Origin of the sequence: Blastococcus colisei (assembly GCF_006717095.1) — a bacterium.
Lineage (GTDB): Bacteria > Actinomycetota > Actinomycetes > Mycobacteriales > Geodermatophilaceae > Blastococcus_B > Blastococcus_B colisei.
Genome location: NZ_VFQE01000001.1, coordinates 1,177,899 through 1,204,357 on the forward strand (window position 1 = coordinate 1,177,899; position 26,459 = coordinate 1,204,357).

Here is a 26,459-nt window from a genome sequence, read left to right on the forward strand (position 1 = left end):
ATCAGGAGGGGAGGGTCAGGTGACCGGCGGCGGGAAGTGCGCCTGCCGGGGGAGGGTGACCGCGAAGACGTGGGCCGGCTCCCGGTAGGGGTCCAGCTCCAGGTAGTTGAACTGACCCCAGTCGTAGGAGGCGCCGCTGAGCTCGTCGGTGACGCCGAACCGCTCGTGCCAGTCCAGGCCGAGGACGGGCAGGTCCAGCGACGTCGTCCCGATCTGGGTGTTGTGGCTGGACAGGTTCACCACGACGAGCACCGCGTCCTGCGACCCCGGGTCGGTCTTGGAGAAGCAGATCAGGTTCGGGTTGTCGACGGCGTGGAAGTGCAGCGTGCGCAGCTGCTGCAGGGCCGGGTGCGCGCGACGGATCTCGTTGAGCCGGCGCAGGTACGGCGCGAGGCTGCGCCCCGATGCCTCGGCGGCCGCCCAGTCGCGGGGGCGCAGCCGGTACTTCTCGCTGTCGAGGTACTCCTCGCTGCCGGGCTTCACCGCGACGTGCTCGAAGAGCTCGAACCCGGAGTAGACGCCCCAGGTCGGGCTCATCATCGACGCCAGCACGGCGCGGATCTTGAACATCGGCGGGCCGCCGAACTGCAGCGACTCGTGGAGGATGTCCGGGGTGTTCACGAAGAAGTTCGGCCGCATGTAGTGGCAGTTGGTGGCCAGCTCGCGGCCGTACTCCTCGAGCTCGCCGCGCTCGGTCCGCCAGGTGAAGTACGTGTAGGACTGGGTGAACCCGATGCGGGCCAGCTGGTGCATCATCGCCGGCCGGGTGAACGCCTCGGCGAGGAACAGCACGTCGGGATCGGTCCGCTTGACCTCCCAGATCAGCCAGTGCCAGAAGTTCAGCGGCTTGGTGTGCGGGTTGTCGACGCGGAAGATCTTCACGCCCGCGTCGATCCAGACCCGGATCACCCTCAGGCACTCGGCGTAGATGCCCTCGGGGTCGTTGTCGAAGTTGATCGGGTAGATGTCCTGGTACTTCTTGGGCGGGTTCTCCGCGTAGGCGATCGTGCCGTCGGGCTTGGTGGTGAACCACTCCGGGTGGGCCTCGACCCACGGGTGGTCCGGCGCGGCCTGCAGCGCGAAGTCCAGCGCCACCTCCATGCCCAGCTCGCGGGTCCGGGTGACGAAGGCCGTGAAGTCGTCCATGGTGCCCAGCTGCGGGTGGACGGCGTCGTGGCCGCCCTCGGCGCTGCCGATGGCCCACGGGGAGCCGACGTCGTCCGGACCGATCTCGTGCGGGTTCCCGCCGGGGAACTCCTTGGAGTTCGGCCCCTTGCGGTTCACCGTGCCGATCGGGTGGATCGGCGGCAGGTAGACGACGTCGAAGCCCATCTCCGCGACGGCCGGCAGGCGGTCCTGGGCGTTCGCGAACGTGCCGTGGGTGGGCTTGCCCCCGACGACCGGGCCCTCCGACCTCGGGAAGAACTCGTACCAGGAGCCGTAGAGCGCCTCCCGCCGGTCGACCCACACCTCGTAGCGGGGCGAGCGGGTGACCAGCTCGCGCACCGGGTGCTCGTGCAGGTAGCGCTGCAGGCCCGCGGCCAGGGCGGGCGCGATCCGGACGGTCAGCTCCTGCGAGGTGTCGCGCAGCGCGGCGGCCGCGGCGGCGACCCGGTCCCGGAAGTCGTCGCCGGCATCGGCCGCGACCCGGTCGAGCAACCGCGCGCCCTCCTCGAGGTCGTTGGCGAGATCCTCGGCCCCCTGGCCGGCCTCGACCTTCACCTCGACGGCGTGCCGCCAGGTGGCCAGCGGGTCGCTCCACGCCTCGACGCAGAAGCTCCAGCGCCCCTCGCGGTCGGGCACCACGGTGGCGATCCAGCGGTCGGGCTCCGGGGGGAGCTTCGCCATGCGCACGAACGGACCGGTCGAGTCGTCCCCACCGGGTGCGGTCCACACGACGTTCGCCGCGACGGCGTCATGGCCTTCGCGGAACACGGTGGCCGTGATCGGCAGGTGCTCTCCCACCACCGCTCGGGCGGAGAAGGACCCGCAGGACACGACGGGGGCGACATCGGAGATGCCGAGGCGGAGATCAGCGCGGCCAGTCATCGCGGCCCACGCTACTGAGGTCCCGCCCCACCAGCACCTCGACCACGATCACGCCCCATGCGCCTCACCCGTCGGAGCGGTGGGACAGGTGCCCGGGGAAGTTTCGTCCGTACCCCTGGCGGTGCGCCGTCGGCTGGTTAGTCTCGGCCGGTGCGTGCTCTTCGTCGGTTCACCGTCCGTGCGGCGCTGCCCGACCCCCTGACTCCCCTGTCCCAGCTCGTGATGAACCTCCGGTGGTCCTGGCACCCGGAGACGCGCGACCTGTTCGAGACCCTCGACCCCGGGCTCTGGCAGAGCTGTGGCGGTGACCCGGTCCGGGCGCTCGGGGAGGTGTCGGCCGAGCGTCTCGGTCAGCTGGCCAAGGACCGCCGGTTCCTCCGGCGGCTCCAGGACGCGGTCGACGACCTGGAGGAGTACCTGACGACGCCGCGCTGGTACCAGTCCCTCGGGCAGGAGGCGCCGGCGAGCATCGCCTACTTCTCGGCGGAGTTCGGCATCACCGAGGTTCTCCCGCAGTACTCCGGCGGGCTCGGCATCCTGGCCGGCGACCATCTCAAGGCCGCCTCGGACCTCGGCGTGCCGCTGATCGGCGTCGGGTTGCTCTACCGGGCCGGGTACTTCACGCAGGGCCTGTCGGCCGACGGCTGGCAGCTCGAGCACTACCCCTCCCTGGACCCGCACGGCCTCCCGGTGAAGCTGCTGCGCGAGCCCGACGGGTCGGCAGCGGTCATCACGGTGCCGCTCCCGGAGGGGCGCACCCTGTACGCCCACGTCTGGCGGGCGCAGGTCGGCCGGGTGTCGCTGCTGCTGCTCGACAGCGACATCGAGGAGAACGCGCCGGCCGAGCGGCTGGTCACCGACCGGCTCTACGGCGGCGACGAGGACCACCGGCTCCGCCAGGAGATGCTGCTGGGGATCGGTGGCGTCCGTGCCGTGCGCGCCTACTGCGGCCTCACCGGGACGCCGCTGCCGGAGGTCTTCCACGCGAACGAGGGGCATGCCGGCTTCCAGGGCATCGAGCGGATCCGCGAGCTGACCGAGGCCCACGGCCTGTCGTTCCCCGAGGCGCTGCAGGCGGTGCGGGCCGGCACGGTCTTCACCACGCACACCCCGGTCCCGGCCGGCATCGACCGCTTCCCGAAGGCGCTCATCGAGCGCTACTTCGCCGGCTTCGGCGTGCCGATGCACGAGCTCCTCGTGCTCGGGGCCGAGGAGGACCCGACGAAGTTCAACATGGCGCACATGGGCCTGCGGCTGGGGCAGCGGGCCAACGGCGTCAGCGAGCTGCACGGCCACGTCAGCCGCGGCATGTTCAGCGACCTGTGGCCGGGCTTCGACGAGCGCGACGTGCCGATCGGCTCGATCACCAACGGCGTGCACGCCCCCACCTGGACCGCCCGTGAGCTGGTCGAGATGGGCACGCAGACGACCAGCCAGGGCGACCCGGTCGAGGTCGACGGGCCCGTCCACTTCGACGGCGTGGACACCATCGCGGCCGGTGACCTCTGGGCCGTGCGCCGGACCCTGCGCTCCCGGCTGGTCGACGAGGTGCGCCGCCGGATCCGCGAGACCGCCTTGTCCCGCGGCGCCACGGAGGCCGAGGTGGGCTGGACCGACACCGCCTTCGATCCCGACGTCCTGACGATCGGCTTCGCCCGCCGGGTGCCCTCCTACAAGCGGCTGACCCTGATGCTGCGCGACCCCGCGCGGCTCAAGGCGCTGCTGCTGGACCCGGAACGGCCGATCCAGCTGATCATCGCGGGCAAGAGCCACCCGGCCGACGACGGCGGCAAGAAGCTGATCCAGCAGATGGTGGAGTTCGCCGACGACCCCGAGATCCGCCACCGCATCGCCTTCCTCCCCGGCTACGACATCGGCATGGCGCGCTACCTCTACTGGGGCTGCGACGTCTGGCTGAACAACCCGCTGCGGCCGCTGGAGGCGTGCGGAACGTCGGGCATGAAGGCCGCGCTGAACGGCGGGTTGAACCTCTCCATCCGCGACGGCTGGTGGGACGAGTGGTTCGACGGCCAGAACGGCTGGGCGATCCCGACGGCCGACGGCGTCAGCGACGCCGACCGGCGCGACGAGGTCGAGGCGCGGGCGATCTACGACCTGCTCGACAACCAGGTCCTGCCGCGGTTCTACGAGCGCGACGCCAACGGCGTCCCCGGCCGCTGGGTGGAGATGGTGCGGCACACGCTGCGCGAGACCGGGCCGAAGGTCCTGGCCACCCGCATGGTGCGCGACTACGTGCAGGCGCTCTACGTGCCGGCCGCCGGCTCCGCTCGCGCGATGGCAGGTGACGGATACGCGCCGGCCCGCGAGGAGGCCGCGTGGCGCGGTCACCTGTTGTCCCACTGGCACGACGTCCGCGTGGCGCACGTCGAGGCGACGGGGGCGGGGGACACCCCCGAGATCGGCACGACCCTGGCCCTGCGGGCCGAGGTGGAGCTGCCGGGGCTCGCGCCCGGGGACGTCCAGGTGCAGGCGGCCTACGGCCGGGTGGACGACGCCGACGGCCTGCACGACGTGACCAGCGTGCCCATGGCGCACGAGCACACCGACGGCTCGCGGCACTGGTTCACCGCGACCGTCCCGCTGGAGCGGACGGGCGCCTTCGGTTACACCGTTCGCGTGCTGCCGCACTCCGAGCGCATGGCCGATCCCGCCGAGCTCGGTGTGGTGAGCAGCGCATGAACGTCGTGCACCATGCATCTGACTGCCGCACTTGCACCACGCCAGTCCCATCCACCTCGCGGAACGTGGTGACCGCCCGGCGTGGCGGGCTCGCGGGCGCGCCGAGAGCCCGTGCCGATCACTAGGCTGGAGGCCATGCCTGACCGCTGTGAAGTGCTCCCCGGAGATTCTGTCGTCGCCCGCCGCGGCGGCGGACTGCTGTGGGTCGACGCTCCAGGCTCGCCCGCTCTCGTCGCCGCCCTGCACGCCTGCCTCGGCGTCTCGGGTCCCGGTGCCGACCGCGTGCTCGCCGCCGTTGCCGGCCAGGTGGGCTCGCTCGCCCACGGTGCCGCGTCCTTCGCCCTCGTGATCGCCGACACGACGGGGGGCACCGGCACCGGTGTCGCCCTCTGGTCGGGGAAGGGGCAGCCGGCCGTCGACGGCGTGCCGGTGTCCGGTTCCGCGGTGGAGGGGGGCACCCTCGCCTCCGGCTTCCAGCTCGGCCAGACCCTCTACGTCGGCCCGGGCCAGGCCGCGCCGCAGATGCCGCCGGGGGTCGCCTTCGACCTCGTCGAGGGCACCGTTCCCGGTTCGGGCGCGATGCTGCAGCTGGCCGCCGCGGCACCCTCGTCGTCCTCGGCCGTGCCGGCGTCCGCCCCGTCGTCGTTCACCGCCGGATCCGACGCCGGTTTCAGCTCGGGTGCCAGCCGGGCGAGCGCTGCGCCGGACTCCGGCGAGCAGACGGCCTTCTGGCGCCCGGACAAGGCAGCCGCGCCGGTGCTCCGCTTCGACGATGGCATGGTCGTCACCGTCGACGAGGACATCGTGCTGGGGCGCCGTCCCGACAACCACGAGATGGTCACCAGCGGTGGCGCACGGCCGGTGCCGATCGCCGACACCCAGAACGTGCTGTCCTCCGCGCACGCCGCGCTGCAGCGCTCCGGCAGCGAGGTGGCGCTGGTCGACCTCGGGTCGCTCAACGGCACCCACGTCGCCGGCCCGGAGGCGACCGAGTGGACCCAGCTCGAGCCGGGGGTGGCCCACCCGCTGTCCGACGGCGACCGGCTCCTGCTCGGCTGGACGGTCATCACCTTCGAGCAGCCCCAGGACTGAACCCAGGCATAGGTACCTTTACCTGCGTTGTCGAGGCGAATACGCAGGTAGAGGCACCTATGCCTCGGTGATTCCCGGTGGAGGACGAGCCTCAGGGGCGGCGGAGCACTCGCAGCAGCCAGACGCAGCGGGCGGGAAGCTCGGCGGCGCCGGGCGGGACGACGGTCCACTCCGGCGAGGCGCCGGTCGGGTACTCGGTGGAGAGGACCAGCTCGTAGCCGTCCGCCCACGGTGGTCCGGGCAGCTGCACGGTCACCGGTTCGGGTCCGGCGTGCAGCTGCACCAGGTAGGAGTCGTCCACCACCGGCCGGCCGTGCTCGTCGCGGTGCCGGATGCCGCGGCCGTCGAGGTACATGCCGAGGGTCTGCAGACCGGTGTCGAACCAGTCCTGCGTCGACAGCTGACCGCCGTCGGGCGCGAACCAGGCCAGGTCGCGGGTGCCGCCGGTGCCGGGGATCTCGTACCCCTCGAAGAACGCCTCCTGCCGCAGTACCGGTGCAGAGCGCCGGAGCCGGACGAGGCGTGCGACGAAGGCACGCAGGTCCTCGTCGACGTCCACCCAGTCGATCCAGGAGACCTCGTTGTCCTGGCAGTACGCGTTGTTGTTGCCCTGCTGGGTGCGGCCGAGCTCGTCGCCGGCGGTGAGCATCGGCACACCGGTCGAGACGAGCAGCGTCGTCAGCAGGTTGCGCACCTGCCGCGCCCGCAGCGTCTGCACCTCCGGGTCGGAGGTCTCGCCCTCCACGCCGCAGTTCCAGCCGCGGTTGTGGCTCTCCCCGTCCCGGTTGTCCTCGCCGTTGGCCTCGTTGAGCTTGCGCTCGTAGGTGACCAGGTCGCGCATCGGAAAGCCGTCGTGGGCGGTGACGAAGTTGATGGAGGCGAACGGGCGCCGGCCGTCGGAGCGGTAGAGGTCAGAGGACCCGGTCAGCCGGTAGGCGAGGTCGCGGACGCCGACGTGCGCGCCGGACCAGACGTCGCGCACGGTGTCGCGGTACTTCGCGTTCCACTCCGTCCACGGCGGTGGGAAGTTGCCCACCTGGTAGCCGCCGGGGCCGACGTCCCACGGCTCGGCGATCAGCTTGACGTTGCTGACCACCGGGTCCTGGTGGACGACGTCGAAGAAGGCCGACAGCCGGTCGACGTCGTGCATCGAGCGGGCCAGCGCCGAGGCAAGGTCGAACCGGAAGCCGTCGACGTGCATCTCCGTCACCCAGTAGCGCAGCGAGTCCATGAGCAGCGCCAGGACGGCGGGACGGCGCACGTCGAGGGTGTTCCCGCAGCCGGTGTAGTCGGTGTACCGCGACCGGTTCCCGCCGTCGAGCCGGTAGTAGCCGGCGTTGTCGATGCCCTTGAACGACAGCGTCGGGCCGGTGTGGTCGCCTTCGGCGGTGTGGTTGTAGACGACGTCGAGGATCACCTCGATGCCGGCGGCGTGCAGCTCCTTGACCATCGTCTTGAACTCCAGTACCTGCCCGCCGCCGCTGCCCGAAGAGCTGTACGCCGCGTGCGGCGCGAAGTAGCCGAGCGTGTTGTAGCCCCAGTAGTTGGTCAGGCCGCGGCGCAACAGGTGCGGCTCGCTGACGAAGTGGTGCACCGGCAGGAGCTCGACGGCCGACACCCCCAGCGCCTGCAGGTGCTCGACGAACGCCGGGTGGGCCAGGCCCGCGTAGGTGCCGCGGAGATGCGCGGGGACGTCGGGGTGGGTCGCCGTGGCGCCCTTGACGTGCACCTCGTAGATGACGGTGTCCGACCACGGGGTGCGCAGCGGACGGTCGCCGTCCCACGGGAAGAAGTCGTGGATGACGACGCCGCGCGGCACGTGGGGGGCGGAGTCATGGTCGTCACGGGCGGTGCCGTCGACGGCGTCGTCCGGGTAACCGAACAGCGACGGGTGCAGCCGCAGGTCGCCGTCGACGGCGCGGGTGTAGGGATCGAGCAGGAGCTTGGCCGGGTTGTGCCGCAGCCCTGCCGCGGGGTCGTACGGGCCGTGGACGCGGTAGCCGTAGCGCTGCCCAGGGCCCACGCCGGGTACCCGGCCGTGCCACACCTGGTGGGTCGTCTCCTCGAGGCGGTGGCGGTGCTCGGTGCCGTCGGGGTCGAAGAGGCAGAGGTCGACGGCCTGGGCGCCCGCCGACCACAGCGCGAAGTTGGTCCCGGTGCCGTCCCAGACCGCGCCGAGGGGCGCCGGGCTGCCCGGCAGCACCTCGCGGCCCCGATCGGCGCCGGTGCGGTCGGTCCCTGGTCCGCTCATGCCGCGATCGTGCCAACTCCCTGGTCGATGCACGCGCAGGTTCGCCGCGCGAGGTTGGTTGGATGGGGGGCGTGTCGAGCACAGCCGCCGGCGAGGCGGTCGTCGGGATGACCGGGGTCGACGTCGTCCGGGGGGAGAACCACCTCCTGCGCGGCGTGGACTGGACCGTCGAGGCCGAGCACCGGTGGGTGGTCCTGGGGCCGAACGGGGCGGGGAAGACGACGCTCCTGCAGCTGGCCGCGGCGCTGATGCACCCCACCCGCGGGGAGGTCCGGCTGCTGGGGGAGACCCTCGGCGCCGTCGACGTCTTCGAGCTCCGCCCGCGCATCGGGCTGACCAGCGCCTCGCTCGCCCAGCGCATCGCGCCGTCGGAGAAGACCGGCGACATCGTGGTCTCCGCCGGCTACGCCGTGGTCGGCCGGTGGCGGGAGCAGTACGACGTCCACGACCTGACCCGCGCCGGGATCCTGATGGAGCAGTGGGGGGTGGCGCAGTACGCCCACCGGCCGTTCGGCACGCTGAGCGAGGGCGAGCGCAAGCGCACCCAGATCGCCCGGGCCCTCATGCCCGACCCCGAGCTGCTGCTGCTGGACGAGCCGGGTGCGGGGCTCGACCTCGGCGGCCGGGAGGACCTCGTCGCCCGGCTGTCCGATCTCGCGAGGTACCACTACGCGCCGGCCCAGGTGCTGGTCACCCACCACGTCGAGGAGATCCCGCCCGGGTACACCCACGCGTTGCTGCTGCGCGGGGGAGAGGTGGTCGCGGTCGGTGCCGCGGACGACGTCCTCACCGCCGAGGCGCTGTCGGAGACGTTCGGGCTCGGCCTGTCCCTCGAGCGCCGGAACGGTCGCTTCACCGCCCGCCGGGCAGCCTGAGCACGCCTCGCTAGGGTTCGGACGACGCCCTGGACGACACCGCCCGGCTCCTGGAGGACCGCACATGGCAGCGCCCGAGTTCGTGACCCTGCAGGTGGAGGACGGGGTCGGCACGATCCGCCTCGACCGGCCGAAGATGAACGCGATCGACGAGCAGCTGCACCGGGAGGTGCGGGCCGCGGCCACCGAGGCGTCCGAGCGCGCCGACGTGCGCGCCGTGGTGCTTTACGGCGGCGAGCGGGTCTTCGCCGCGGGCGCGGACATCAAGGCCATGTCGCAGCTCGACGGCGCGGGGATGCGCGAGTGGGGCCGCGAGCTCCAGGACTCCTTCCGGGCGGTGGCCCGACTGCCGAAGCCGGTCATCGCCGCCGTCACCGGATACGCCCTCGGCGGCGGCTACGAGCTGGCGCTGTGCGCCGACTTCCGGGTGCTGGGCGCGAGCGCGAAGATCGGCCAGCCGGAGATCCAGCTCGGCGTCATCCCCGGCGCCGGTGGCACCCAGCGCCTCGCGCGCCTGGTCGGGCCGGCCAAGGCCAAGGACCTCGTGTTCACCGGGCGGCACGTCGGCGCGGAGGAGGCTCTGGAGATCGGCCTCGCCGACGCCGTCGTGCCCGACGACGAGGTGTACGCGACCGCCGTCGCCATGGCGAGGAAGTTCGCCGCAGGCCCGCCCCTGGCGCTCGCCGCGGCCAAGCGGGCGATCGACGAGGGGCTGGACGGCACCCTCGACGACGGCCTGTCCCTGGAGTCCCGCCTGTTCGCCGAGCTGTTCGACACCGAGGACCAGAAGACGGGGATGCGCTCGTTCCTCGAGAGCGGTCCGGGCAAGGCCACATTCTCCGGCCGGTGACACGGGATCCGGGGAAACCGGTGTCGCGCGAGGATGTGCCGATGAGCAGCGGCGACGTCGACCGGTCCGACCCGGTGAGCCGCGCCTGGGTCGACCGTGCCGTCGCCATCGTGGAGGCCGACGCCCGGCGCAGCGCCGACACGCACCTGCTGGTGTACCCGCTGCCACCCGAGTGGGGCGTCGAGCTCTACCTCAAGGACGAGTCGACGCACCCGACAGGCAGCCTCAAGCACCGGCTGGCCCGGTCGCTGTTCCTCTACGGACTCTGCTCGGGACAGATCACCGAGGGCAGCACCGTCGTCGAGGCGTCCAGCGGGTCGACGGCGGTCAGCGAGGCCTACTTCGCGCGGATGCTCGGGCTGCCGTTCGTCACCGTGATGCCAGCCTCGACCAGTCCCGAGAAGGTCGAGCTGATCGAGTTCCACGGCGGCCGCTGCCACTTCGTGGACCGGGCGCCCGACATCTACGAGGAGGCCCGCCGGCTCGCGGCCGAGTGCGGCGGTCACTTCCTCGACCAGTTCACCAACGCCGAGCGGGCCACCGACTGGCGGGGCAACAACAACATCGCGGAATCCGTCTTCAGCCAGCTCGCGCTGGAGCAGCACCCGCTGCCGGAGTGGGTCGTGGTCGGCGCGGGCACCGGCGGCACGAGCGCGACGATCGGCCGCTACCTCCGGTACCGGCGGCTGCCCACCCGGCTGGCCGTCGTGGACCCGGAGGGGTCGTCGTTCTTCCCCGGCTGGCGCGACCAGGACCCGTCGACGGCGACCGGACGGTCCTCGCGCATCGAGGGGATCGGCCGGCCGCGGGTGGAGCCGTCGTTCGTGCCGACCATCGTCGACCGGATGATCTGCGTCCCCGACGCCGCCTCGCTGGCGGCGATGCGGGAGCTCGAGCGGGTGACCGGCCGGCGGGCCGGCGGGTCGACGGGCACCAATCTCTGGGGCGCGTTCCAGCTGGTGGCCGAGATGGTCGCCGCGGGCCGGAGCGGCAGCGTCGTCACCCTGCTGTGCGACGGCGGCGAGCGGTACGCCCACACCTACTACTCCGACGAGTGGGTCGCCGAGCAGCGGCTCGACCTCGCGCCGCACGCGGCCACGCTGGCCCGGTTCGCGGCGACGGGGGAGTGGGCCCCCACCTGATCGGGTCGCGTGACCCTCGTCACCCGCCCCTGGCGCCGCCGCCGCGTTACCTGCCAGTAGCCTCGATGATCGGAGCCAGGCGGGCCCGCGTGCCCGCGTCCTGAACGCGTCCTGAGGAAGGTCAGCGCGATGAACATCGTCGTTCTTGTGAAGCAGGTCCCGGACTCCGGCAGTGAGCGCAAGCTGGACCCGGCGGACAACACCGTCGCCCGCGCCGCGGCCGACAACGTCATCAACGAGATGGACGAGTACGCCATCGAGGAGGCGCTGCTCGTGCGCGACCGGGAGGGCGGCGAGGTCACCGTCCTGACCGTCGGCCCCGACTCGGCCACCGACGCCATCCGCAAGGCGCTCTCCATGGGTGCCGACAAGGCCGTGCACGTCGTCGACGACGCGATCCACGGGTCGTGCGCGGTGCAGACCTCGGCGGTCATCGCCGCGGCACTGGGTCAGTTGGAGTACGACCTCGTGCTCTGCGGCGCCGAGGCCACCGACGCCCAGCTGTCGGTCATGCCGGCGCTGCTCGCCGAGCGCCTGGGCATCCCGCAGCTCTCCGGCGCCCGCAAGCTCACCATCGAGGGCGGGACGGCGAGGATCGAGCGGCAGACCGACGGCGGCTACTGGGCCGTCGAGGCGCCGCTGCCCGCGATCGTCTCCACCTGGGACACGATCAACGAGCCGCGCTACCCCTCGTTCAAGGGGATCATGGCCGCGAAGAAGAAGCCGGTGGAGACCAGGTCGCTGGCCGACCTGGGCCTGGACGCCGGCACCGTGGGTCTGGCGAACGCCACCAGCAAGGTGCTCGACTTCGCCGGTCGCCCGCCGAAGGGCGAGGGCGTGAAGGTCACCGACGAGGGTGACGGCGCCGAGAAGTTCGTCGGTTTCCTCGCCCAGCAGAAGATCGTCTGACCCGGCCCGGATCGAAGGAAGAGGAGAACCCCCATGGCAGAGATCCTGGTCCTGGCCGAGCTCGACCCGGCCGGCGGCGGCGTCCGCAAGACCACCCTGGAGGCTTTGACCGCGGCCCGCGCGCTCGGTGAGCCGTCGGCCGTCGTCCTCGGCGCCCCGGGCACCGCGGCCGGCGTGAAGGACGCCCTCGCCGAGTACGGCGCGGCGAAGGTCTACGTGGCCGAGTCCGACGACGTCGAGGGCTACCTCGTCGCCCCCAAGGCCGAGGTTCTGGCGCAGCTGGTGGCCGACAAGTCGCCGGCCGCCGTGATCATCCCGTCCTCCCCGGAGGGCAAGGAGATCGCCGGCCGGCTGGCCATCAAGACCGGCAGCGGTTTCCTGACCGACGTCACCGAGATCGCCGCCGACGGCACCGCGACCCAGGTCGCCTTCGCCGGGGCGACGATCGTGCACTCCCAGGTGACGGTCGGCACCCCGATCTACACCCTGCGCGGCAACTCGGTCACCCCGGAGCCGGCCCCCGCGGCCGCCGCCGAGGAGCCGGTGACGGTGAGCGTCTCCGACTCCGCCAAGCTGGCCAAGGTCGTCGACCGCGTCGTCGAGCAGAAGAGCAGCCGCCCCGAGCTGACCGAGGCCTCGATCGTCGTCTCCGGTGGCCGCGGTGTGGCGAGTGCGGAGAACTTCGCGATCATCGAGGCCCTGGCCGACTCCCTCGGCGCGGCCGTCGGCGCCTCCCGCGCCGCGGTGGACTCCGGCTTCTACCCGCACAGCTTCCAGGTCGGGCAGACCGGCAAGACCGTCTCGCCGCAGCTCTACGTGGCCGTCGGCATCTCCGGTGCGATCCAGCACCGCGCCGGCATGCAGACCTCGAAGACCATCGTGGCCATCAACAAGGACCCCGAGGCCCCGATCTTCGAGCTGGCCGACTTCGGCGTCGTCGGCGACCTGAACACCGTCGTCCCGGCTGCCACCGAGCAGATCACCGCCCGCAAGTAGAAGGACCTCGCTGCCCCCCACGCCACGCTCCGCGCGGCGCGGGCCCCTGCAGCGAAGCCGTTCCAGCACGTCACCTGAGCGCCGGCCTCCAAGGGGGCCGGCGCTCGACGCATGTACGGAAGAGACATGGCGGGAAGCACCGGCGAGCAGCAGAGGTTGGGCATCGACGTGGGGACCAGCGGGCCGCCGACGGTCTTCGACCGGGCGCACCGGCTCACCACCGCCGGACTGCTCATGCTGGTCACCTTCGTGGCCTTCGAGTCCATGGCCGTCGCGACGGCGATGCCGACGGCCGTCGGCGAGCTGGACGGCCTGGCGTGGTACGGCTGGCCGTTCAGCGCCTTCCTCGTCGCGTCGGTGTTCGGCATGGTCCTGGGCGGTGACCTCGGCGACCGACGCGGTTCGCGCATCGCGCTGCTCGCGGGGGTGTCGGTCTTCGCGGCCGGACTGCTGGCCGGCGGCCTCGCGGGGCACATGGCCGTCTTCGTCGCGGCCCGTGCGGTCCAGGGCGTCGGCGGCGGGATCATCGCGGTCTCGCTCTACGTCGTCGCGGGGCGCGCCTACCGCTCCGCACTGCGGCCGAAGCTCTTCGCCGCCTTCTCCGCCGCCTGGGTGCTGCCCGCCCTGGTCGGCCCGCTGCTCGCCGGCCTGATCACCACGCACGTCGGCTGGCGCTGGGTGTTCCTCGGGATGCTGCCGCTGATCCTCTTCGGGCTGGCCCTCCTCCTGCCCGCCCTCCGGAGGTTCGGCGCACCCGAGGGCGTGACCGTGCCCGCCTCCGCCCGCCGGTGGTGGGCGCTGCTCGCCGGTGTCGGCGTCGCCGCTCTCCAGTACGCGGGCCAGCGGCTGGACCTGCTCGCCCTCGGCATCGCGGTAGTGGGTGCGGGCGTCCTCGTCGTGGGTCTCCGCCCGCTCGTCCCTCCGGGTACCGCCCGGCTCCGGCCGGGACTGCCCGCGGTCATCGGCGAACGGGGCCTCCTGGCCGGCGCCTTCTTCGGGATGGACGCCCTCCTCCCGCTGTCGCTGACCCAGCTGCACGGCTACAGCCCCACCGCCGCCGGCATCCCGCTCACCGCGGGCGCGCTGGGGTGGGCGATCGCCTCGCAGCTGCAGGGCCGCCGGCCCGACGTTGCCCGGGTCGTGCTGCTCAGGCTCGGCTTCGTGCTGCTGGCGGCCGGGCTCGCCGGGACCGCGCTCGTCGTCGTCCCCGGTCTGGAGGGGTGGCCGACCTACGGGACGTGGGCGGTCGCAGGCCTCGGCATGGGCCTCGGCATGCCGAGCCTCAGCGTGCTGCTCCTGGAGCAGTCGCCGGAGGAGCGCCGCGGCGCGGACTCGGCCGCGTTCCAGATCGCCGACGTGACCACGTCCGCCGTGTGCGTCGGGGTGGTCGGGGTACTGGTGGCCGCGGCGGCCGCCGGCCTGCTGGCCTTCCCCACGGCGGTGCTGCTCGCCGTCGCCCTCCTCACCGGGCCTGCCCTCGTGGGCGCATGGCTGGCACCCCGCGCCGGAGCTCCCCAGGGCGCGACGACGCCCGCGTCTACGCTCGTGGCGGTGACCGGGCTTGCGAGATCACGCGGAGAAGGAGCATGACGGTCACGTGGCCGACGAGCGCCAGCGAGGAGGTCCGGTGACGTACTTGGACCACGCGGCGACCACGCCGGTGCTCCCCGAGGTCCTGGCTGCCATGACGCAGCAGCTCGGCCGGGTCGGGAACGCCTCCTCGCTGCACGCGAGCGGCCGCGCCGCCCGGCGCGCCGCGGAGCAGTCCCGCGAGCGGCTCGCCGAGGCCCTGGGTGCCCGCCCGTCCGAGGTGCTCTTCACCGGCGGCGGCACCGAGAGCGACAACCTCGCCGTCAAGGGTCTCTTCTGGGCCCGGCGGCAGGCCGACTCCCGGCGCCGCCGCATCGTGGTCAGCCCGGCCGAGCACCACGCCGTCCTGGACAGCGTCGAGTGGCTGGCCAAGCACGACGGCGCGGAGATCACCTGGCTGCCGGTCGAGCCGAGCGGGCGCGTGCTCCCGCACGCCCTGGCCGAGGCCCTGGGGACCGGCGACGACGTCGCCGTGGCCAGCGTCATGTGGGCCAACAACGAGATCGGCACGGTGAGCGACATCCCGGCGCTGGCGGCGGTGGCCCACGAGGTCGGCGTCCCGCTGCACACCGACGCGGTGCAGGCCGTGGGACAGGTGCCGGTCGACTTCGACGCGAGCGGGGTCGACGCGCTCACCATGACCGGCCACAAGCTCGGCGGCCCGATGGGTGCCGGCGTCCTCCTGCTGCGCCGCGACGCCGACTGCACGCCGCTGCTGCACGGCGGGGGGCAGGAGCGTGACGTCCGGTCGGGAACGCTCGACGTCGCCGCCATCGTCGGGCTCGCCGTCGCCACCGTCTCTGCCGTCGGCTCGCGCGAGGAGCGCGCCGCGCGGCTGTCCGGCCTGCGCGACCGGCTCGTCGCCGGTGTCGTGGACCAGGTGCCCGACGCCCAGCTCAACGGCGCCCCTCTGGACGACCGGGTGAACGGCGGACCGGGCCGGTTGCCGGGCAACGCGCACCTGTCGTTCCCGGGTGCCGAGGGCGACGCGCTGCTCATGCTGCTCGACGCCCGGGGCATCGAGTGCTCGACCGGCTCGGCGTGCAGCGCCGGCGTCGCCCGTCCCAGCCACGTCCTGCTGGCCACCGGCGCCGACGCGGACCGCGCGCGCAGCTCCCTGCGGTTCTCCCTCGGCCACACCTCGACGGCGGCCGACGTGGATGCGCTGCTCGACGTCATCGCGCCGGTGGTCGAGCGTGCCCGCCGCGCAGGGCTTGGCCGACGGTGAGGGTGCTCGCCGCGATGAGCGGTGGAGTGGACTCCGCGGTGGCCGCGGCGCTCGCCGTCGACGCCGGCCACGACGTCACCGGGGTGCACCTGGCCCTCTCGCAGAACCGGCAGACGCTGCGGAGCGGATCCCGCGGCTGCTGCAGCGTCGAGGACTCCCACGACGCCCGCCGGGTCGCCGACGAGCTCGGCATCCCGTTCTACGTGTGGGACCTGGCCGACCGCTTCACCGAGGACGTCGTCGACGACTTCGTGGCCGAGTACGCGGCGGGCCGGACGCCGAACCCGTGCCTGCGCTGCAACGAGAAGATCAAGTTCTCCGCGGTGCTGGACCGGGCGCTCGGGCTCGGCTTCGACGCCGTCGTCACCGGCCACCACGCCCGGCTCGAGGACGGGGAGCTGCGGCGCTCGGTGGACGCCGCCAAGGACCAGTCGTACGTGCTGGGGGTGCTGACGCCCGAGCAGCTGGCGGCGGCGATGTTCCCGCTGGGCTCCATGACGAAGGACCGGGTGCGGGAGATCGCGGCCGAGCGCGGCTTCGGCGTCGCGGCCAAGCCCGACTCGCACGACATCTGCTTCATCCCCGACGGCGACACCCGCGGCTTCCTGGCCCGTCGGCTGGGCAGTCTCCCCGGGCCGGTCGTCGACGCGGCGACCGGCCGGCAGGTGGGGGAGCACGACGGGACCTACGGCTTCACCGTCGGTCAGCGCCGCGGGCTGGGGGTCGCGGTCGGGGACCAGCGCCCGCGGTACGTGCTGGGCATCGAACCGGTGTCCCGCACAGTGACCATCGGGACCGCCGACCTCGCCGGGGTGCGCGAGGTGCGTACCGGCGTCCCGACCTGGTCGGGGACGGCTCCCGAACTGCCCTGTTCGGCACAGGTGCAGCTCCGGGCGCACGCGACCCCGGTGGCCTGCGAGGTGCGCCGCGAGCCGGACGGCGGGCTGTCCGTCCTGCTCGCCGAGGTGCAGCGGGGCGTGGCCCCGGGCCAGTCCGCCGTGCTCTACGAGCCGGACGCCGCGCGCGGGGATCGCGTGCTCGGCCAGGCCGCGGTGACGTCCGCCGGCTGACTCCCTACCGGGCGGGCTCGCGCGCGTCGCCGTCCCGGTCGCCGCTCCGGCCGTCCTGTGGTCGGCTGGCGGAGCAGACGAGTCGGGGGAGCACGGGTGCGCAGCTGGGGCAGGGGGGCCGGGGCCGTATTCGTCTCGCTGTCGCTGACCGCCGCCGGGTGCGTCGGCCGGGTGGCGCCCGAGGGCGAGGAGACGGCGATCGCCGGAGGCCCTCCGTCGGCACAGCCGGTGGCCACCCCGGTCCAGATCCTCGCGATCAACGACTTCCACGGCCGGATCGCCCCGCCGCCGCCCGACGAGACCGTCGCCCTGGTCGACGACGGGCCCGGCCCCGACGGGCTGCCGGGGACGGCCGACGACGGCACCGCCGCCCTCGGCGGCGCGGCCCACCTGGCCGCCACGGCCCAGCGGCTGCGGACCGATTTCGGCGGCCCGGAGGCCGACAGCCTGTTCGTGGCCGCCGGCGACCTCGTCGGTGCCTCGCCCTGGACCTCGGCGGCCTTCGCCGACGAGCCCACCATCGAGGTGATCGACGCGCTCGGGCTGGATGTGGCGACCGCGGGCAACCACGAGTTCGACCGCGGCCAGGACGAGCTGTTCCGGCTCTCCGGTGCGACCGACGGGACCTACCTCGACGACGTCGACGCCTGCGCCGATGTCGGCACCTCCGGCGGGACGTGTTTCCGGGACAGTTCCGGGGAGGTGTTCCATGGGGCCGGCTTCCCGTACCTGGCGGCCAACGTGGTGGACCGGGAGACCGGCCGCCCGGCGCTGCCGCCGTACGAGATCGCGACCACCAGCACCGGTGCGCGGATCGGGCTGATCGGCGTGGTGACCACCGACACCGAGGCGTTCGTGCGGCCCTCGGGTCTGGCGGGCCTCGTCGTGCAGGAGCCCGTCGAGGCGGCGAACCGGTACGCGGCCGAGCTCCAGGAGCTCGGGGTCGAGGCGATCGTCCTGGTCGCCCACGAGGGCGGCATCCAGGGCGCCGGCGGACGTCCCGACACCTGCGTCGGGGACCTGGCCGGGACACGGATGGACGACCTCAACGCGGCCCTGTCGCCGGCCGTCGACGCCGTCGTCGGCGGGCACACGCACAGCTCCTACACGTGCATGCTGCCCGACCCGGACGGGGACCTCCGCCCGTTCACCCAGGCCCTCACCTACGGGCTCTCGCTGACCGACCTGCGGTTCGTCGTGGCGCCGGACGGCGACGTCGACCGGGCCTCGGTCACGGTGGCGGCGGTTCCGGTGTACCGGACGGCGGAGGATCCCCGGGTGCGCCGGATCGTGGACCACTGGACGCAGCGCGCCGCGCCCGAGGGCGACCGCCCGGTGGCCACGCTCGTCGGCGACGTGCCGGCCGCGGCGGTTCCGGAGTCGCAGATGGGCGTCCTGGTCGCCGACGCCCTCCTCGCCGCCGTGCAGGGCCCGGAGTTCGGCGACCCGGTGCTCGCCTTCATGAACCTGGGGATGCTGCGCGGCGACCTCCGGTATGCCGGCAGCGGTCCGGGCGATCCCGACGGCACGGTGACCTACCGGGAGGTGTTCCGCGCGATGCCCATGCGGTTCCCGGTGGAGGCGGTCACCGTGTCCGGTGCCGACATCCGCGTGGCTCTCGAGCACCAGTTCGCCGGTGGCGGCGCCGTCGTCCTGAGCACGTCCCAGGGGCTGTCCTACCGCTACGACCCGGCCCGGCCGCCCGGCGACCGGGTGGACCCGTGCTCCCTGCTGCTCGACGGGAACCGCATCGAGCCCGAGAGGCGCTACCGGGTCGCGATGACCGCCTACCTGCGCGAGGGAGGCGACGGCTACACGTCCTTCGCCGGCGGGACGGACGTCGTCCCCGGCATGACCGACACCGATGCCGTCGCCGCCCACCTCGCCGCGTCGTCGCCGGTGAGCCCGCCGGCCCGCGGCGCGGTCGTGCCCACGGCGGAGCGGCTCTCCTGCTGAGCGGCTCTTCTGCTGGACCAGGGCCGCGCCCGGCGCCGGGTGCGGCGGCTACGGTCGCCGTCGTGACCACCCCGAGCGATCCCGTAGACCCCCAGCCGGTCCCCGCGACCTGGGGGCCCGCTTCCGGTGTCGGGTCCCTGCCCGGGACCGACCCGGTCGAGGCGATGCGCATGGTGGTCGGGGAGCTGCCGGACTTCGCGCACCTGCCGGAGCTGCCCGCCCGCGGTCCCGGTGCCGACCTCGTCGGCCGCAGCGCCGCGCTCCTGGTCGACCTGGCGTTCGACCTGACGCCCGGAGGCTGGCGGCTGGTGCCGCGGGCGGGGATCGACCAGCGGCGCGCGCAGGAGCTCCTCGCCCGCGACCTGGACGCGCTCCACGACGTCGCGGACGGCTGGACCGGTCCGCTCAAGCTGCAGGCCGCCGGCCCGTGGACGCTGGCCGCCGGGCTGGAGCGCACCCGCGGCGACCGCGCCGTCGTGGACGCCGGTGCCCGCCGGGACCTGGGGCAGTCGCTCGCGGAGGGGCTCGCGGCCCACGTGGCCGCCGTGGCCGCCCGGGTGCCCGGCGCCTCCGTCGTCGTCCAGCTCGACGAGCCGTCCGTCCCCGCTGTCCTGCAGGGTGGGCTGCCCACGGTGAGCGGCTTCGGGAAGCTCCCGGCCGTCGAGGCGGCCGTGGTCGAGCAGGAGCTCGCCGACCTCGTGGTCCGGCTGCCGGTCCCGGTCGTCGTGCACTGCTGCGCGCCGCGCGCGCCGATCGAGCTGTTCCGGGCCGCCGGCGCCGCGGCCGTCTCCTTCGACCTCGGCCTCGTGCAGGACCTCGACGCCGTCGGTACCGCGATCGAGGCCGGCATCCACCTCGTCCCCGGCGTCGTCCCCGGCACGGACACGACCCTGTCCGCCCCGAAGGCGACGGCCTCCCGCGTGCAGGCATGGTGGCGCGAGCTGGGGTTCCCGGCCGACGACCTGTCGGCCGCCGTGACGCTGACCCCGTCCTGCGGGCTGGCCGGGGCGACGCCGGCGTACGCGCGGGCGGCGATGGCGCACGTCCGCGAGGCGGCGAGGTACCTCCTGCCGGAGTGATCCACGAGCGGGGAACCCCCGGTTGGCCATCGTACCCGCCGGATACCGTTCGCCCGTGGGCAGCACTCCGATGAGCAGCGAGGCCGGGCTGGACGCACCCGCGGTGGGCGCCGCCCCCGACCGGGAGGACGTCACCGAGGTCCCCGACGACGCGCGGACCCGGCACCGGGACCTGTCGGAGGAGCTCGACCGGTACGCCTTCGCCTACTACGTGCGCGACGAGCCGCTGGTCAGCGACGGCCAGTACGACGAGCTGATGGCCGGGCTGAAGGCCGTCGAAGCGGCTCATCCGGCCCTGGTCACGCCCGACTCGCCGAGCCAGAAGGTCAACGGCGGGTTCACCGCCACCTTCGCGCCGGTGCAGCACCTCGAGCGCATGCAGAGCCTCGACAACGCGTTCTCCAGCGACGAGCTCTCCGCCTGGGCCGCCCGGGTGGAGCGGGAGGGCGCGGCCGGGGCGGACTACCTGTGCGAGCTGAAGGTCGACGGCGTCGCCGTCGCGATCGTCTACGAGAAGGGCCGGCTGGTCCGCGCCGCCACCCGCGGGGACGGGACGACGGGGGAGGACGTCACCGCCAACGTCCGCACGATGGAGGGCGTCCCGCAGCAGCTGACCGGGAACGACGTCCCCGAGCTGCTCGAGGTGCGCGGCGAGATCTACTTCCCGGTGGCCGCCTTCGCCGACGTCAACGCCGGCATGGTCGAGCAGGGCAAGGCGCCGTTCGCCAACCCGCGCAACGCCGCGGCCGGCTCGCTGCGCCAGAAGGACCCCCGCGTCACCGCCTCGCGGCCGCTGCGCCTGGTCGTCCACGGCCTGGGTGCCCACCGCGGTCTCGAGGTCGGCCGCCAGTCGGCGGTCTACTTCCGGCTCCGCGACCTCGGCCTGCCGGTGAGCGGCCGCTCCGAGGTCGTCGACGATCTTTCCGGCGTGTGGGCCTTCATCGAGCGGTACCGCGAGCAGCGGCACTCCGTCGAGCACGAGATCGACGGCGTCGTGGTGAAGGTCGACCAGTACACCCTGCAGCGGCGGCTCGGGTCGACGTCGCGGGCACCGCGGTGGGCGATCGCCTTCAAGTACCCCCCGGAGGAGGCGACGACGAAGCTCCTCGACGTCCGGGTCAACGTCGGCCGCACCGGGCGGGTCACCCCGTTCGCCCACATGGAGCCGGTCAAGGTCGCCGGCTCGACGGTGCAACTGGCCACGCTGCACAACGCGAGCGAGGTCAAGCGCAAAGGCGTGCTGATCGGCGACACGGTGGTCATCCGCAAGGCCGGCGACGTCATCCCCGAGGTGCTCGGGCCGGTGGTCGCGGCCCGCGACGGCTCCGAGCGCGAGTTCGTCATGCCCACCCACTGCCCCGAGTGCGGCACGGAGCTGCGGCCGGAGAAGGAGGGCGACGCCGACATCCGCTGCCCGAACTCCCGCTCCTGCCCTGCGCAGCTGCGGGAGCGGGTCTTCCACGTCGCCGGCCGCGGTGCCTTCGACATCGAGAACCTCGGCTACGAGGCGGCGATCGCGCTGCTGCAGAGCGGGCTGCTGCAGGACGAGGGCGACCTCTTCTTCCTCGACGCCGAGCAGCTGCAGCGCTCGTCGTTCTTCACGAAGAAGGACGGCGCCCTGTCGGCCAACGGGGCCAAGCTGCTGGCCAACCTGCAGAGCCGCCGGGACGTCCCGCTGTGGCGGGTCCTCGTGGCGCTCTCCATCCGGCACGTGGGACCGACGGCGGCGCAGGCACTGGCCCGGGACTTCCGGTCGCTGGACCGCATCAGGGAGGCGTCGGAGGAGGAGCTCGCGGCCGCCGACGGGGTCGGCCCGACGATTGCCCGCTCGGTGCGCGACTGGTTCGAGGTCGACTGGCACCGCGACGTCGTGGAGAAGTGGCGGCACGCCGGCGTCCGCATGGTCGACGAGGGCAGCGAGGCCGGGCCCGGCCCGCTGACCGGCGTCACCGTGGTCGTCACGGGGTCGCTGCGCGACTACAGCCGCGACCAGGCGATCGCCGCCATCCAGGAGCGCGGCGGCAAGGTCACCGGCTCCGTGTCGAAGAAGACCGGGTTCGTCGTGGTGGGTGCCGATCCGGGCAGCAAGTACGACAAGGCCGTGCAGGTCAAGGCGCCGGTCCTCGACGACGACGGCTTCGCGGTGCTGCTGGCCGACGGGCCGGACGCGGCGCGCGACGTCGCGACGATCGGCGACGGCTCGGACTGACTCAGACGGGCGGCAGCGTGGCCACGGTGGTGGCGATGCCGGTGAGGTGCGCCAGCCGCATGAGCTCCGAGCGGCGGAACGCCGGGCCGCCCGACCGGCCGAGCACCACCGCGCACCCTGGGCCGCCGTAGGGGGCGGCCATCATCTCGATGGCCATCTCCTGCCAGCGTTCCGGCAGCCATTCGTCGTCGCTGGGCAGCAGGCGGGGGCCGGTCAGCGGCATCCAGGGCAGCGTGAGCCCCTCGAAGGCAGGCGCGGCGTCGGAGGCCGCCGCCACCTCCCACGGTGGGGCGTCCGCCGCGGAGGGCTCGACCGCCGACAGCACGACCGCCCAGCCGCTGTGGAACACCCGGGGGAGTTCGGCCGCCAGCAGCTTGGCCGACGTGCCTTCCGCGGCCCGCGCCAGGGCGTCCAGCAACTCCAGTTCGCGGTGGGTGTCCAGCGGTCCGGCGAAGGGGCGCAGCGACTCGACCGACACCCCCGGCACCGCCTCCGCGGCCGTGATCAGGCTGTCGGGCAGCCGGCCGGCCGGGAGGTCCACGACGACGTCGTCGACGGCCACACCGTTGCCGCGCTCCAGGACGTCGAGGGAGACGATGTCGACGCCGGCGGTGCCGAGCGCCGTGGCGACGGCGCCCAGGATGCCGGGCTTGTCGGGCACCACCAGGCGCAGGAGATAGGACACGGTTCCTCCGGGTCGTCCTCGCGGGCAGGCCGATCTCCGTCGATCGCGGTGCGTGCAGCTTCTCACGCCGCTTCCGCAGCCGAGGCCCTCGAACGGGCCCCACGTAGAGTGGCCCGGTCACGTACGCGGCCGAGAGCCGAGCCGCCGAGCACTGCGAAGTGGAGTTCCATCCCAGCATGAGCACGCTCTCCCGGAAGGATGTCGCCCATCTGGCGCGGTTGTCCCGCCTGGCGGTGACCGACGAGGAGCTCGACCTCTACGCCGGCCAGCTGTCTGCCGTCCTCGACGCCGTCGCGCAGGTGCAGAAGGCTCCCGTCGAGGACGTGCCGCCGACCACGCACGCGGTGCCCATGACCAACGTCTTCCGCGAGGACGTCGCCCGGCCGAGCCTGCCCCGCGACGCCGTCCTCGCCGGGGCGCCCGCAGCCGAGGACGACCGCTTCCGCGTGCCGCGCATCCTGGGGGAGGAGCAGTGAGCGAGCTCGCGAGCTCACCCGAGGACACAGCAGCCCCGCGAACGCGCTCCGACGAGCGCCAGCGAGGAGGGCGCGTGAGCAGCGACGTCACCACCATGACGGTGAGCGAACTGCAGAGCGCGCTGCGGGACGGCGCCACGGCCGCCGGCATCACCCAGGCGTACCTGGACCGCATCGCGGCCGACGACGACGCCCTCGGCTCCTACCTGCACGTCGACCCGGAGGCGGCGCTCGAGCGTGCCGCCGCGATCGACGGCGCCGGCACCGCCGGCACCGGCCTCGCCGGCATCCCGGTGGCGCTCAAGGACGTCGTCGTCACCGAGGGCGTCCCGACCACCAGCGGCTCGAAGATCCTCGACGGCTGGAAGCCCCCCTACGACGCCACGGTCGCCGCGCGCCTCAAGGCTGCCGACACCGTGCTCCTCGGCAAGACCAACATGGACGAGTTCGCGATGGGCTCCTCCACGGAGAACTCGGCCTACCGCGTCACCCGCAACCCCTGGAACCCCGAGCGGATCCCGGGCGGGTCCTCCGGCGGCTCGTCCGCGGCGGTCGCCGCGGGTATGGCCCCGTGGGCGATCGGCACCGACACCGGTGGCTCGATCCGCCAGCCCGCGGCCCTCACTGGCCTGGTCGGCCACAAGCCGACCTACGGGTCGGTCTCCCGCTACGGCCTCATCGCCTTCTCCTCGAGCCTGGACCAGGCCGGCCCGATGGCCCGCACGGTCCTGGACGCCGCGCTGCTCCACGAGGCGATCGGCGGGCACGACCCGCTGGACTCCACGAGCATCGACGCCCCCATGCCCGTGCTCGCCGAGTGCGCGCGTCGAGGTGCGGAAGGCGACCTCTCCGGCCTGAAGGTCGGGGTCGTCCGCGAGCTGGGCGGCGAGGGACACACCGACGGCTACGAGGACGGCGTCCTCGCCCGCGTCGCGGAGGCCGTCGCGCTGCTGGAGAGCATGGGCGCCGAGGTGCGCGAGGTGTCCTGCCCCGCGTTCGACCTGGCGCTGCCCGCCTACTACCTCATCGCCCCGAGCGAGGCGTCGTCCAACCTGTCCCGGTTCGACGGCGTCCGCTACGGCCTACGGGTGGGGGACGACGGGAACCGCGACCTCGACGAGGTCATGGCGCTCACCCGCGAGCAAGGGTTCGGCGCGGAGGTGAAGCGGCGGATCATCCTGGGGACGTACGCGCTCTCCAGCGGCTACTACGAGGCGTACTACGGCCAGGCGCAGAAGGTGCGGACGCTGATCAGCCGGGACTTCTCGGCCGGGTTCGCGGACGTGGACGTCCTCGTCAGCCCCACCACGCCGACCGTGGCGTTCCCGCTCGGTTCCCGCGTCGACGACCCGGTCGCCATGTACGCCGCGGACCTCTGCACCCTGCCGGCCAGCCTGGCCGGGGTGCCGGCCATCTCGGTGCCCTGCGGGCTGTCCGACGGCCTGCCCGTCGGTTTGCAGATCATGGCCCCGGCGCTCGCCGACGACCGCTGCTACCAGGTGGCCGCCGCGCTGGAGGCCGCGCAGGACGCCGCCCGCGGGTCGCGCTTCCTCGACCAGCTGTCCCGCCGGGACGCCCAGCCGGTGGGTGGCGCATGAACGGCGCTCTCAAGGCAGCCTGGGCGCTCACCGCCTTCGTGATCCTGGCCGGGATCGTCGGCTGGATCGTCACCGACCGCGCCGTCTTCGCCGTCTTCATCGTCCTGGGCGTCGTGACGGCGGCGGGTGCGCTGCTGGCCCTCCGTCCCGCCTCGGACCGTCCCGCCCGCAAGGAGGGCCCCACGTCGTGAGCACCGACACGCTGGTCGACTTCGACGAGGTCCTCACCCGCTACGAACCGGTGATCGGCCTTGAGACCCACGTCGAGCTGGGCACCGCCTCGAAGATGTTCTGCGGCTGCTCGACGACGTTCGGGGCAGAGCCCAACACCCAGACCTGCCCGACCTGCCTGGGCCTGCCCGGCTCGCTGCCGGTGGCGAACGCGATGGCGATCGAGTCGACCATCCGCATCGGCCTGGCGCTCGGCTGCCGGATCGCCACCTGGTGCCGCTTCGCCCGGAAGAACTACTTCTATCCGGACATCCCCAAGGGCTTCCAGACCACGCAGTACGACGAGCCGCTGTGCACCGCCGGGCACCTCGACGTCGAGGTCGACGGCGAGACGTACCGCGTGGAGATCGAGCGGGTGCACCTGGAGGAGGACACCGGCAAGAACCTGCACGTCGGTGGCTCCACCGGCCGGATCCACGGCGCCGACCACTCGCTGATCGACTACAACCGCGCGGGCATCCCTCTGGTGGAGATCGTCACCCGGCCGATCCCGGGAGCCGGGGCCAAGGCTCCCGAGGTGGCCAAGGCCTACGTCACCGAACTCCGCGAGATCCTGCTGGCGCTCGGCGTCTCCGAGGTCCGCATGGAGCAGGGCAACCTGCGCTGCGACGTGAACACCTCCCTCGCGCCGATCGGCAGCCTGGAGTGGGGCACCCGCACGGAGACCAAGAACGTGAACTCGCTGCGGTCGGTGGAGCGCGCCGTCCGCTTCGAGATGCGCCGTCAGGCCGCCGTGCTGGACACCGACGGCCGGGTGCTCCAGGAGACCCGGCACTTCCACGAGGACACCGGGACCACCTCACCGGGGCGCAGCAAGGAGGAGGCGACCGACTACCGGTACTTCCCCGAGCCCGACCTCGTGCCGGTCGCGCCCGACGAGGAGTGGGTCGGCAAGCTCGCCGCCACGCTGCCCGAGCTGCCCGCCGCCCGCCGGGCGCGGCTGTCCGAGGAGTGGGGGATCTCCCCGACCGAGATGGCCTGGCTGGTCAACGCCGGCGCCGTCGAGCTGGTCAGCGACACCGTCGCCGCCGGGGCGTCGCCGTCCGACGCCCGGAAGTGGTGGCTGGGCGAGCTGGCCCGCCGCGCCAACGACGCCGGCGTCGAGCTGGCCGCGCTGGCCGTCACGCCGACGCAGGTGGCCCAGCTGATCGGGCTGATCTCCGCCGGCACGATCAACGACCAGCTGGCGCGGCAGGCCCTCGACGGCGTGCTGGCCGGGGAGGGCGACCCGGCCGCGGTCGTCGAAGCCCGTGGGCTGGCCGTGCTGGGCGAGTCCGACGAGCTCGTCGCTGCCGTGGACGCCGCCATCGAGGCCAACCCCGACGTCGCCGAGAAGGTCCGGGGCGGCAAGGTGCAGGCCATCGGCGCGCTCGTGGGGGCGGTCATGAAGACCACCCGCGGCAAGGCCGACGCCGCCACGGTCAAGCGCATGCTCGAGGAGCGCCTCAGCGTTTCGTGATCCGTCCGTCCCAC

Annotated in this window: 20 protein-coding genes; 17 read left to right on the plus strand and 3 right to left on the minus strand. The window is 73.3% G+C overall.

Going from position 1 to position 26,459, the window contains the following annotated elements; all coding sequences use genetic code 11:
- Window positions 1–15 precede the first annotated feature (15 nt).
- Window positions 16–2,049 carry an alpha-1,4-glucan--maltose-1-phosphate maltosyltransferase gene (locus tag FHU33_RS05635; protein WP_142024469.1) on the minus strand — a complete coding sequence of 678 codons (2,034 nt, stop codon included), beginning with the start codon at window positions 2,047–2,049 and terminating at the stop codon, window positions 16–18.
- A gap of 150 nt (window positions 2,050–2,199) precedes the next feature.
- Between FHU33_RS05635 and glgP the strand changes: the two genes are divergently transcribed.
- Window positions 2,200–4,749, plus strand: coding sequence for an alpha-glucan family phosphorylase (glgP, locus tag FHU33_RS05640; protein ID WP_142024470.1), 2,550 nt, complete (start codon window positions 2,200–2,202; stop codon window positions 4,747–4,749).
- A 135-nt stretch (window positions 4,750–4,884) separates the two neighbouring features.
- Entirely contained in the window at window positions 4,885–5,841 is a 957-nt protein-coding gene (locus tag FHU33_RS05645) for an FHA domain-containing protein (protein ID WP_142024471.1), read from the plus strand.
- A 91-nt stretch (window positions 5,842–5,932) separates the two neighbouring features.
- On the opposite strand, the gene glgX is transcribed toward FHU33_RS05645, so the two are convergent.
- The gene (gene glgX / locus FHU33_RS05650) at window positions 5,933–8,092 is read right to left on the minus strand and encodes a glycogen debranching protein GlgX (protein ID WP_142024472.1); all 2,160 of its coding nucleotides are present in this window, start codon (window positions 8,090–8,092) and stop codon (window positions 5,933–5,935) included.
- 62 nt (window positions 8,093–8,154) lie between these two features.
- On the opposite strand from glgX, the gene FHU33_RS05655 reads away from it, so the two are divergent.
- From FHU33_RS05655 to ligA, 11 genes are all read left to right on the plus strand, one after another.
- The gene (locus FHU33_RS05655; RefSeq protein ID WP_142024473.1) at window positions 8,155–8,967 is read left to right on the plus strand and encodes an ABC transporter ATP-binding protein; all 813 of its coding nucleotides are present in this window, start codon (window positions 8,155–8,157) and stop codon (window positions 8,965–8,967) included.
- Between the two features lie 64 nt (window positions 8,968–9,031).
- Window positions 9,032–9,817 (plus strand): enoyl-CoA hydratase/isomerase family protein, encoded by a 786-nt coding sequence (locus FHU33_RS05660; protein ID WP_142024474.1) that lies wholly within the window; start codon window positions 9,032–9,034, stop codon window positions 9,815–9,817.
- A gap of 41 nt (window positions 9,818–9,858) precedes the next feature.
- Window positions 9,859–10,959, plus strand: a complete 1,101-nt coding sequence (cds1, locus tag FHU33_RS05665) for an L-cysteine desulfhydrase Cds1 (protein ID WP_142024475.1) — start codon at window positions 9,859–9,861, stop codon at window positions 10,957–10,959.
- A 129-nt stretch (window positions 10,960–11,088) separates the two neighbouring features.
- Complete coding sequence (locus FHU33_RS05670; protein WP_142024476.1) at window positions 11,089–11,868, plus strand: electron transfer flavoprotein subunit beta/FixA family protein; 780 nt, start codon at window positions 11,089–11,091, stop codon at window positions 11,866–11,868.
- Between the two features lie 33 nt (window positions 11,869–11,901).
- On the plus strand, window positions 11,902–12,864 hold the full coding sequence (locus tag FHU33_RS05675; protein ID WP_142024477.1) for an electron transfer flavoprotein subunit alpha/FixB family protein: 963 nt from the start codon (window positions 11,902–11,904) through the stop codon (window positions 12,862–12,864).
- Window positions 12,865–12,990: 126 nt separating this feature from the next.
- Window positions 12,991–14,454 (plus strand): MFS transporter, encoded by a 1,464-nt coding sequence (locus FHU33_RS05680; RefSeq protein ID WP_142024478.1) that lies wholly within the window; start codon window positions 12,991–12,993, stop codon window positions 14,452–14,454.
- A gap of 37 nt (window positions 14,455–14,491) precedes the next feature.
- Entirely contained in the window at window positions 14,492–15,682 is a 1,191-nt protein-coding gene (locus FHU33_RS05685) for a cysteine desulfurase family protein (RefSeq protein WP_142024479.1), read from the plus strand.
- Window positions 15,683–15,684: 2 nt separating this feature from the next.
- A complete protein-coding gene (gene mnmA, locus FHU33_RS05690; RefSeq protein ID WP_281281670.1) occupies window positions 15,685–16,752 on the plus strand; it encodes a tRNA 2-thiouridine(34) synthase MnmA in 1,068 nt (355 codons plus the stop codon).
- Between the two features lie 96 nt (window positions 16,753–16,848).
- Entirely contained in the window at window positions 16,849–18,708 is a 1,860-nt protein-coding gene (locus FHU33_RS05695; protein WP_142024481.1) for a bifunctional metallophosphatase/5'-nucleotidase, read from the plus strand.
- A 62-nt stretch (window positions 18,709–18,770) separates the two neighbouring features.
- Window positions 18,771–19,787 carry a uroporphyrinogen decarboxylase/cobalamine-independent methonine synthase family protein gene (locus FHU33_RS05700; protein ID WP_211355010.1) on the plus strand — a complete coding sequence of 339 codons (1,017 nt, stop codon included), beginning with the start codon at window positions 18,771–18,773 and terminating at the stop codon, window positions 19,785–19,787.
- Between the two features lie 55 nt (window positions 19,788–19,842).
- The gene (gene ligA, locus FHU33_RS05705; RefSeq protein WP_246063289.1) at window positions 19,843–21,996 is read left to right on the plus strand and encodes an NAD-dependent DNA ligase LigA; all 2,154 of its coding nucleotides are present in this window, start codon (window positions 19,843–19,845) and stop codon (window positions 21,994–21,996) included.
- 1 nt (window position 21,997) lies between these two features.
- On the opposite strand, the gene FHU33_RS05710 is transcribed toward ligA, so the two are convergent.
- The gene (locus tag FHU33_RS05710; protein WP_142024482.1) at window positions 21,998–22,681 is read right to left on the minus strand and encodes an ACT domain-containing protein; all 684 of its coding nucleotides are present in this window, start codon (window positions 22,679–22,681) and stop codon (window positions 21,998–22,000) included.
- Window positions 22,682–22,857: 176 nt separating this feature from the next.
- On the opposite strand from FHU33_RS05710, the gene gatC reads away from it, so the two are divergent.
- The 4 genes from gatC to gatB all read left to right on the plus strand — a co-directional run bounded on the left by gatC (window position 22,858) and on the right by gatB (window position 26,445).
- Window positions 22,858–23,157 (plus strand): Asp-tRNA(Asn)/Glu-tRNA(Gln) amidotransferase subunit GatC, encoded by a 300-nt coding sequence (gene gatC, locus FHU33_RS05715; RefSeq protein ID WP_142024483.1) that lies wholly within the window; start codon window positions 22,858–22,860, stop codon window positions 23,155–23,157.
- A gap of 74 nt (window positions 23,158–23,231) precedes the next feature.
- Window positions 23,232–24,755, plus strand: coding sequence for an Asp-tRNA(Asn)/Glu-tRNA(Gln) amidotransferase subunit GatA (gatA, locus tag FHU33_RS05720; protein WP_246063290.1), 1,524 nt, complete (start codon window positions 23,232–23,234; stop codon window positions 24,753–24,755).
- Window positions 24,752–24,946: a hypothetical protein gene (locus FHU33_RS05725; RefSeq protein ID WP_142024484.1), complete on the plus strand. Its 195-nt coding sequence runs from the start codon at window positions 24,752–24,754 to the stop codon at window positions 24,944–24,946. The genes gatA and FHU33_RS05725 overlap by 4 nt, the downstream gene beginning before the upstream one ends.
- Window positions 24,943–26,445: an Asp-tRNA(Asn)/Glu-tRNA(Gln) amidotransferase subunit GatB gene (gene gatB / locus FHU33_RS05730; protein ID WP_142024485.1), complete on the plus strand. Its 1,503-nt coding sequence runs from the start codon at window positions 24,943–24,945 to the stop codon at window positions 26,443–26,445. Before FHU33_RS05725 ends, gatB begins: the two co-directional genes overlap by 4 nt.
- The last annotated feature ends 14 nt before the right edge of the window (window positions 26,446–26,459 follow it).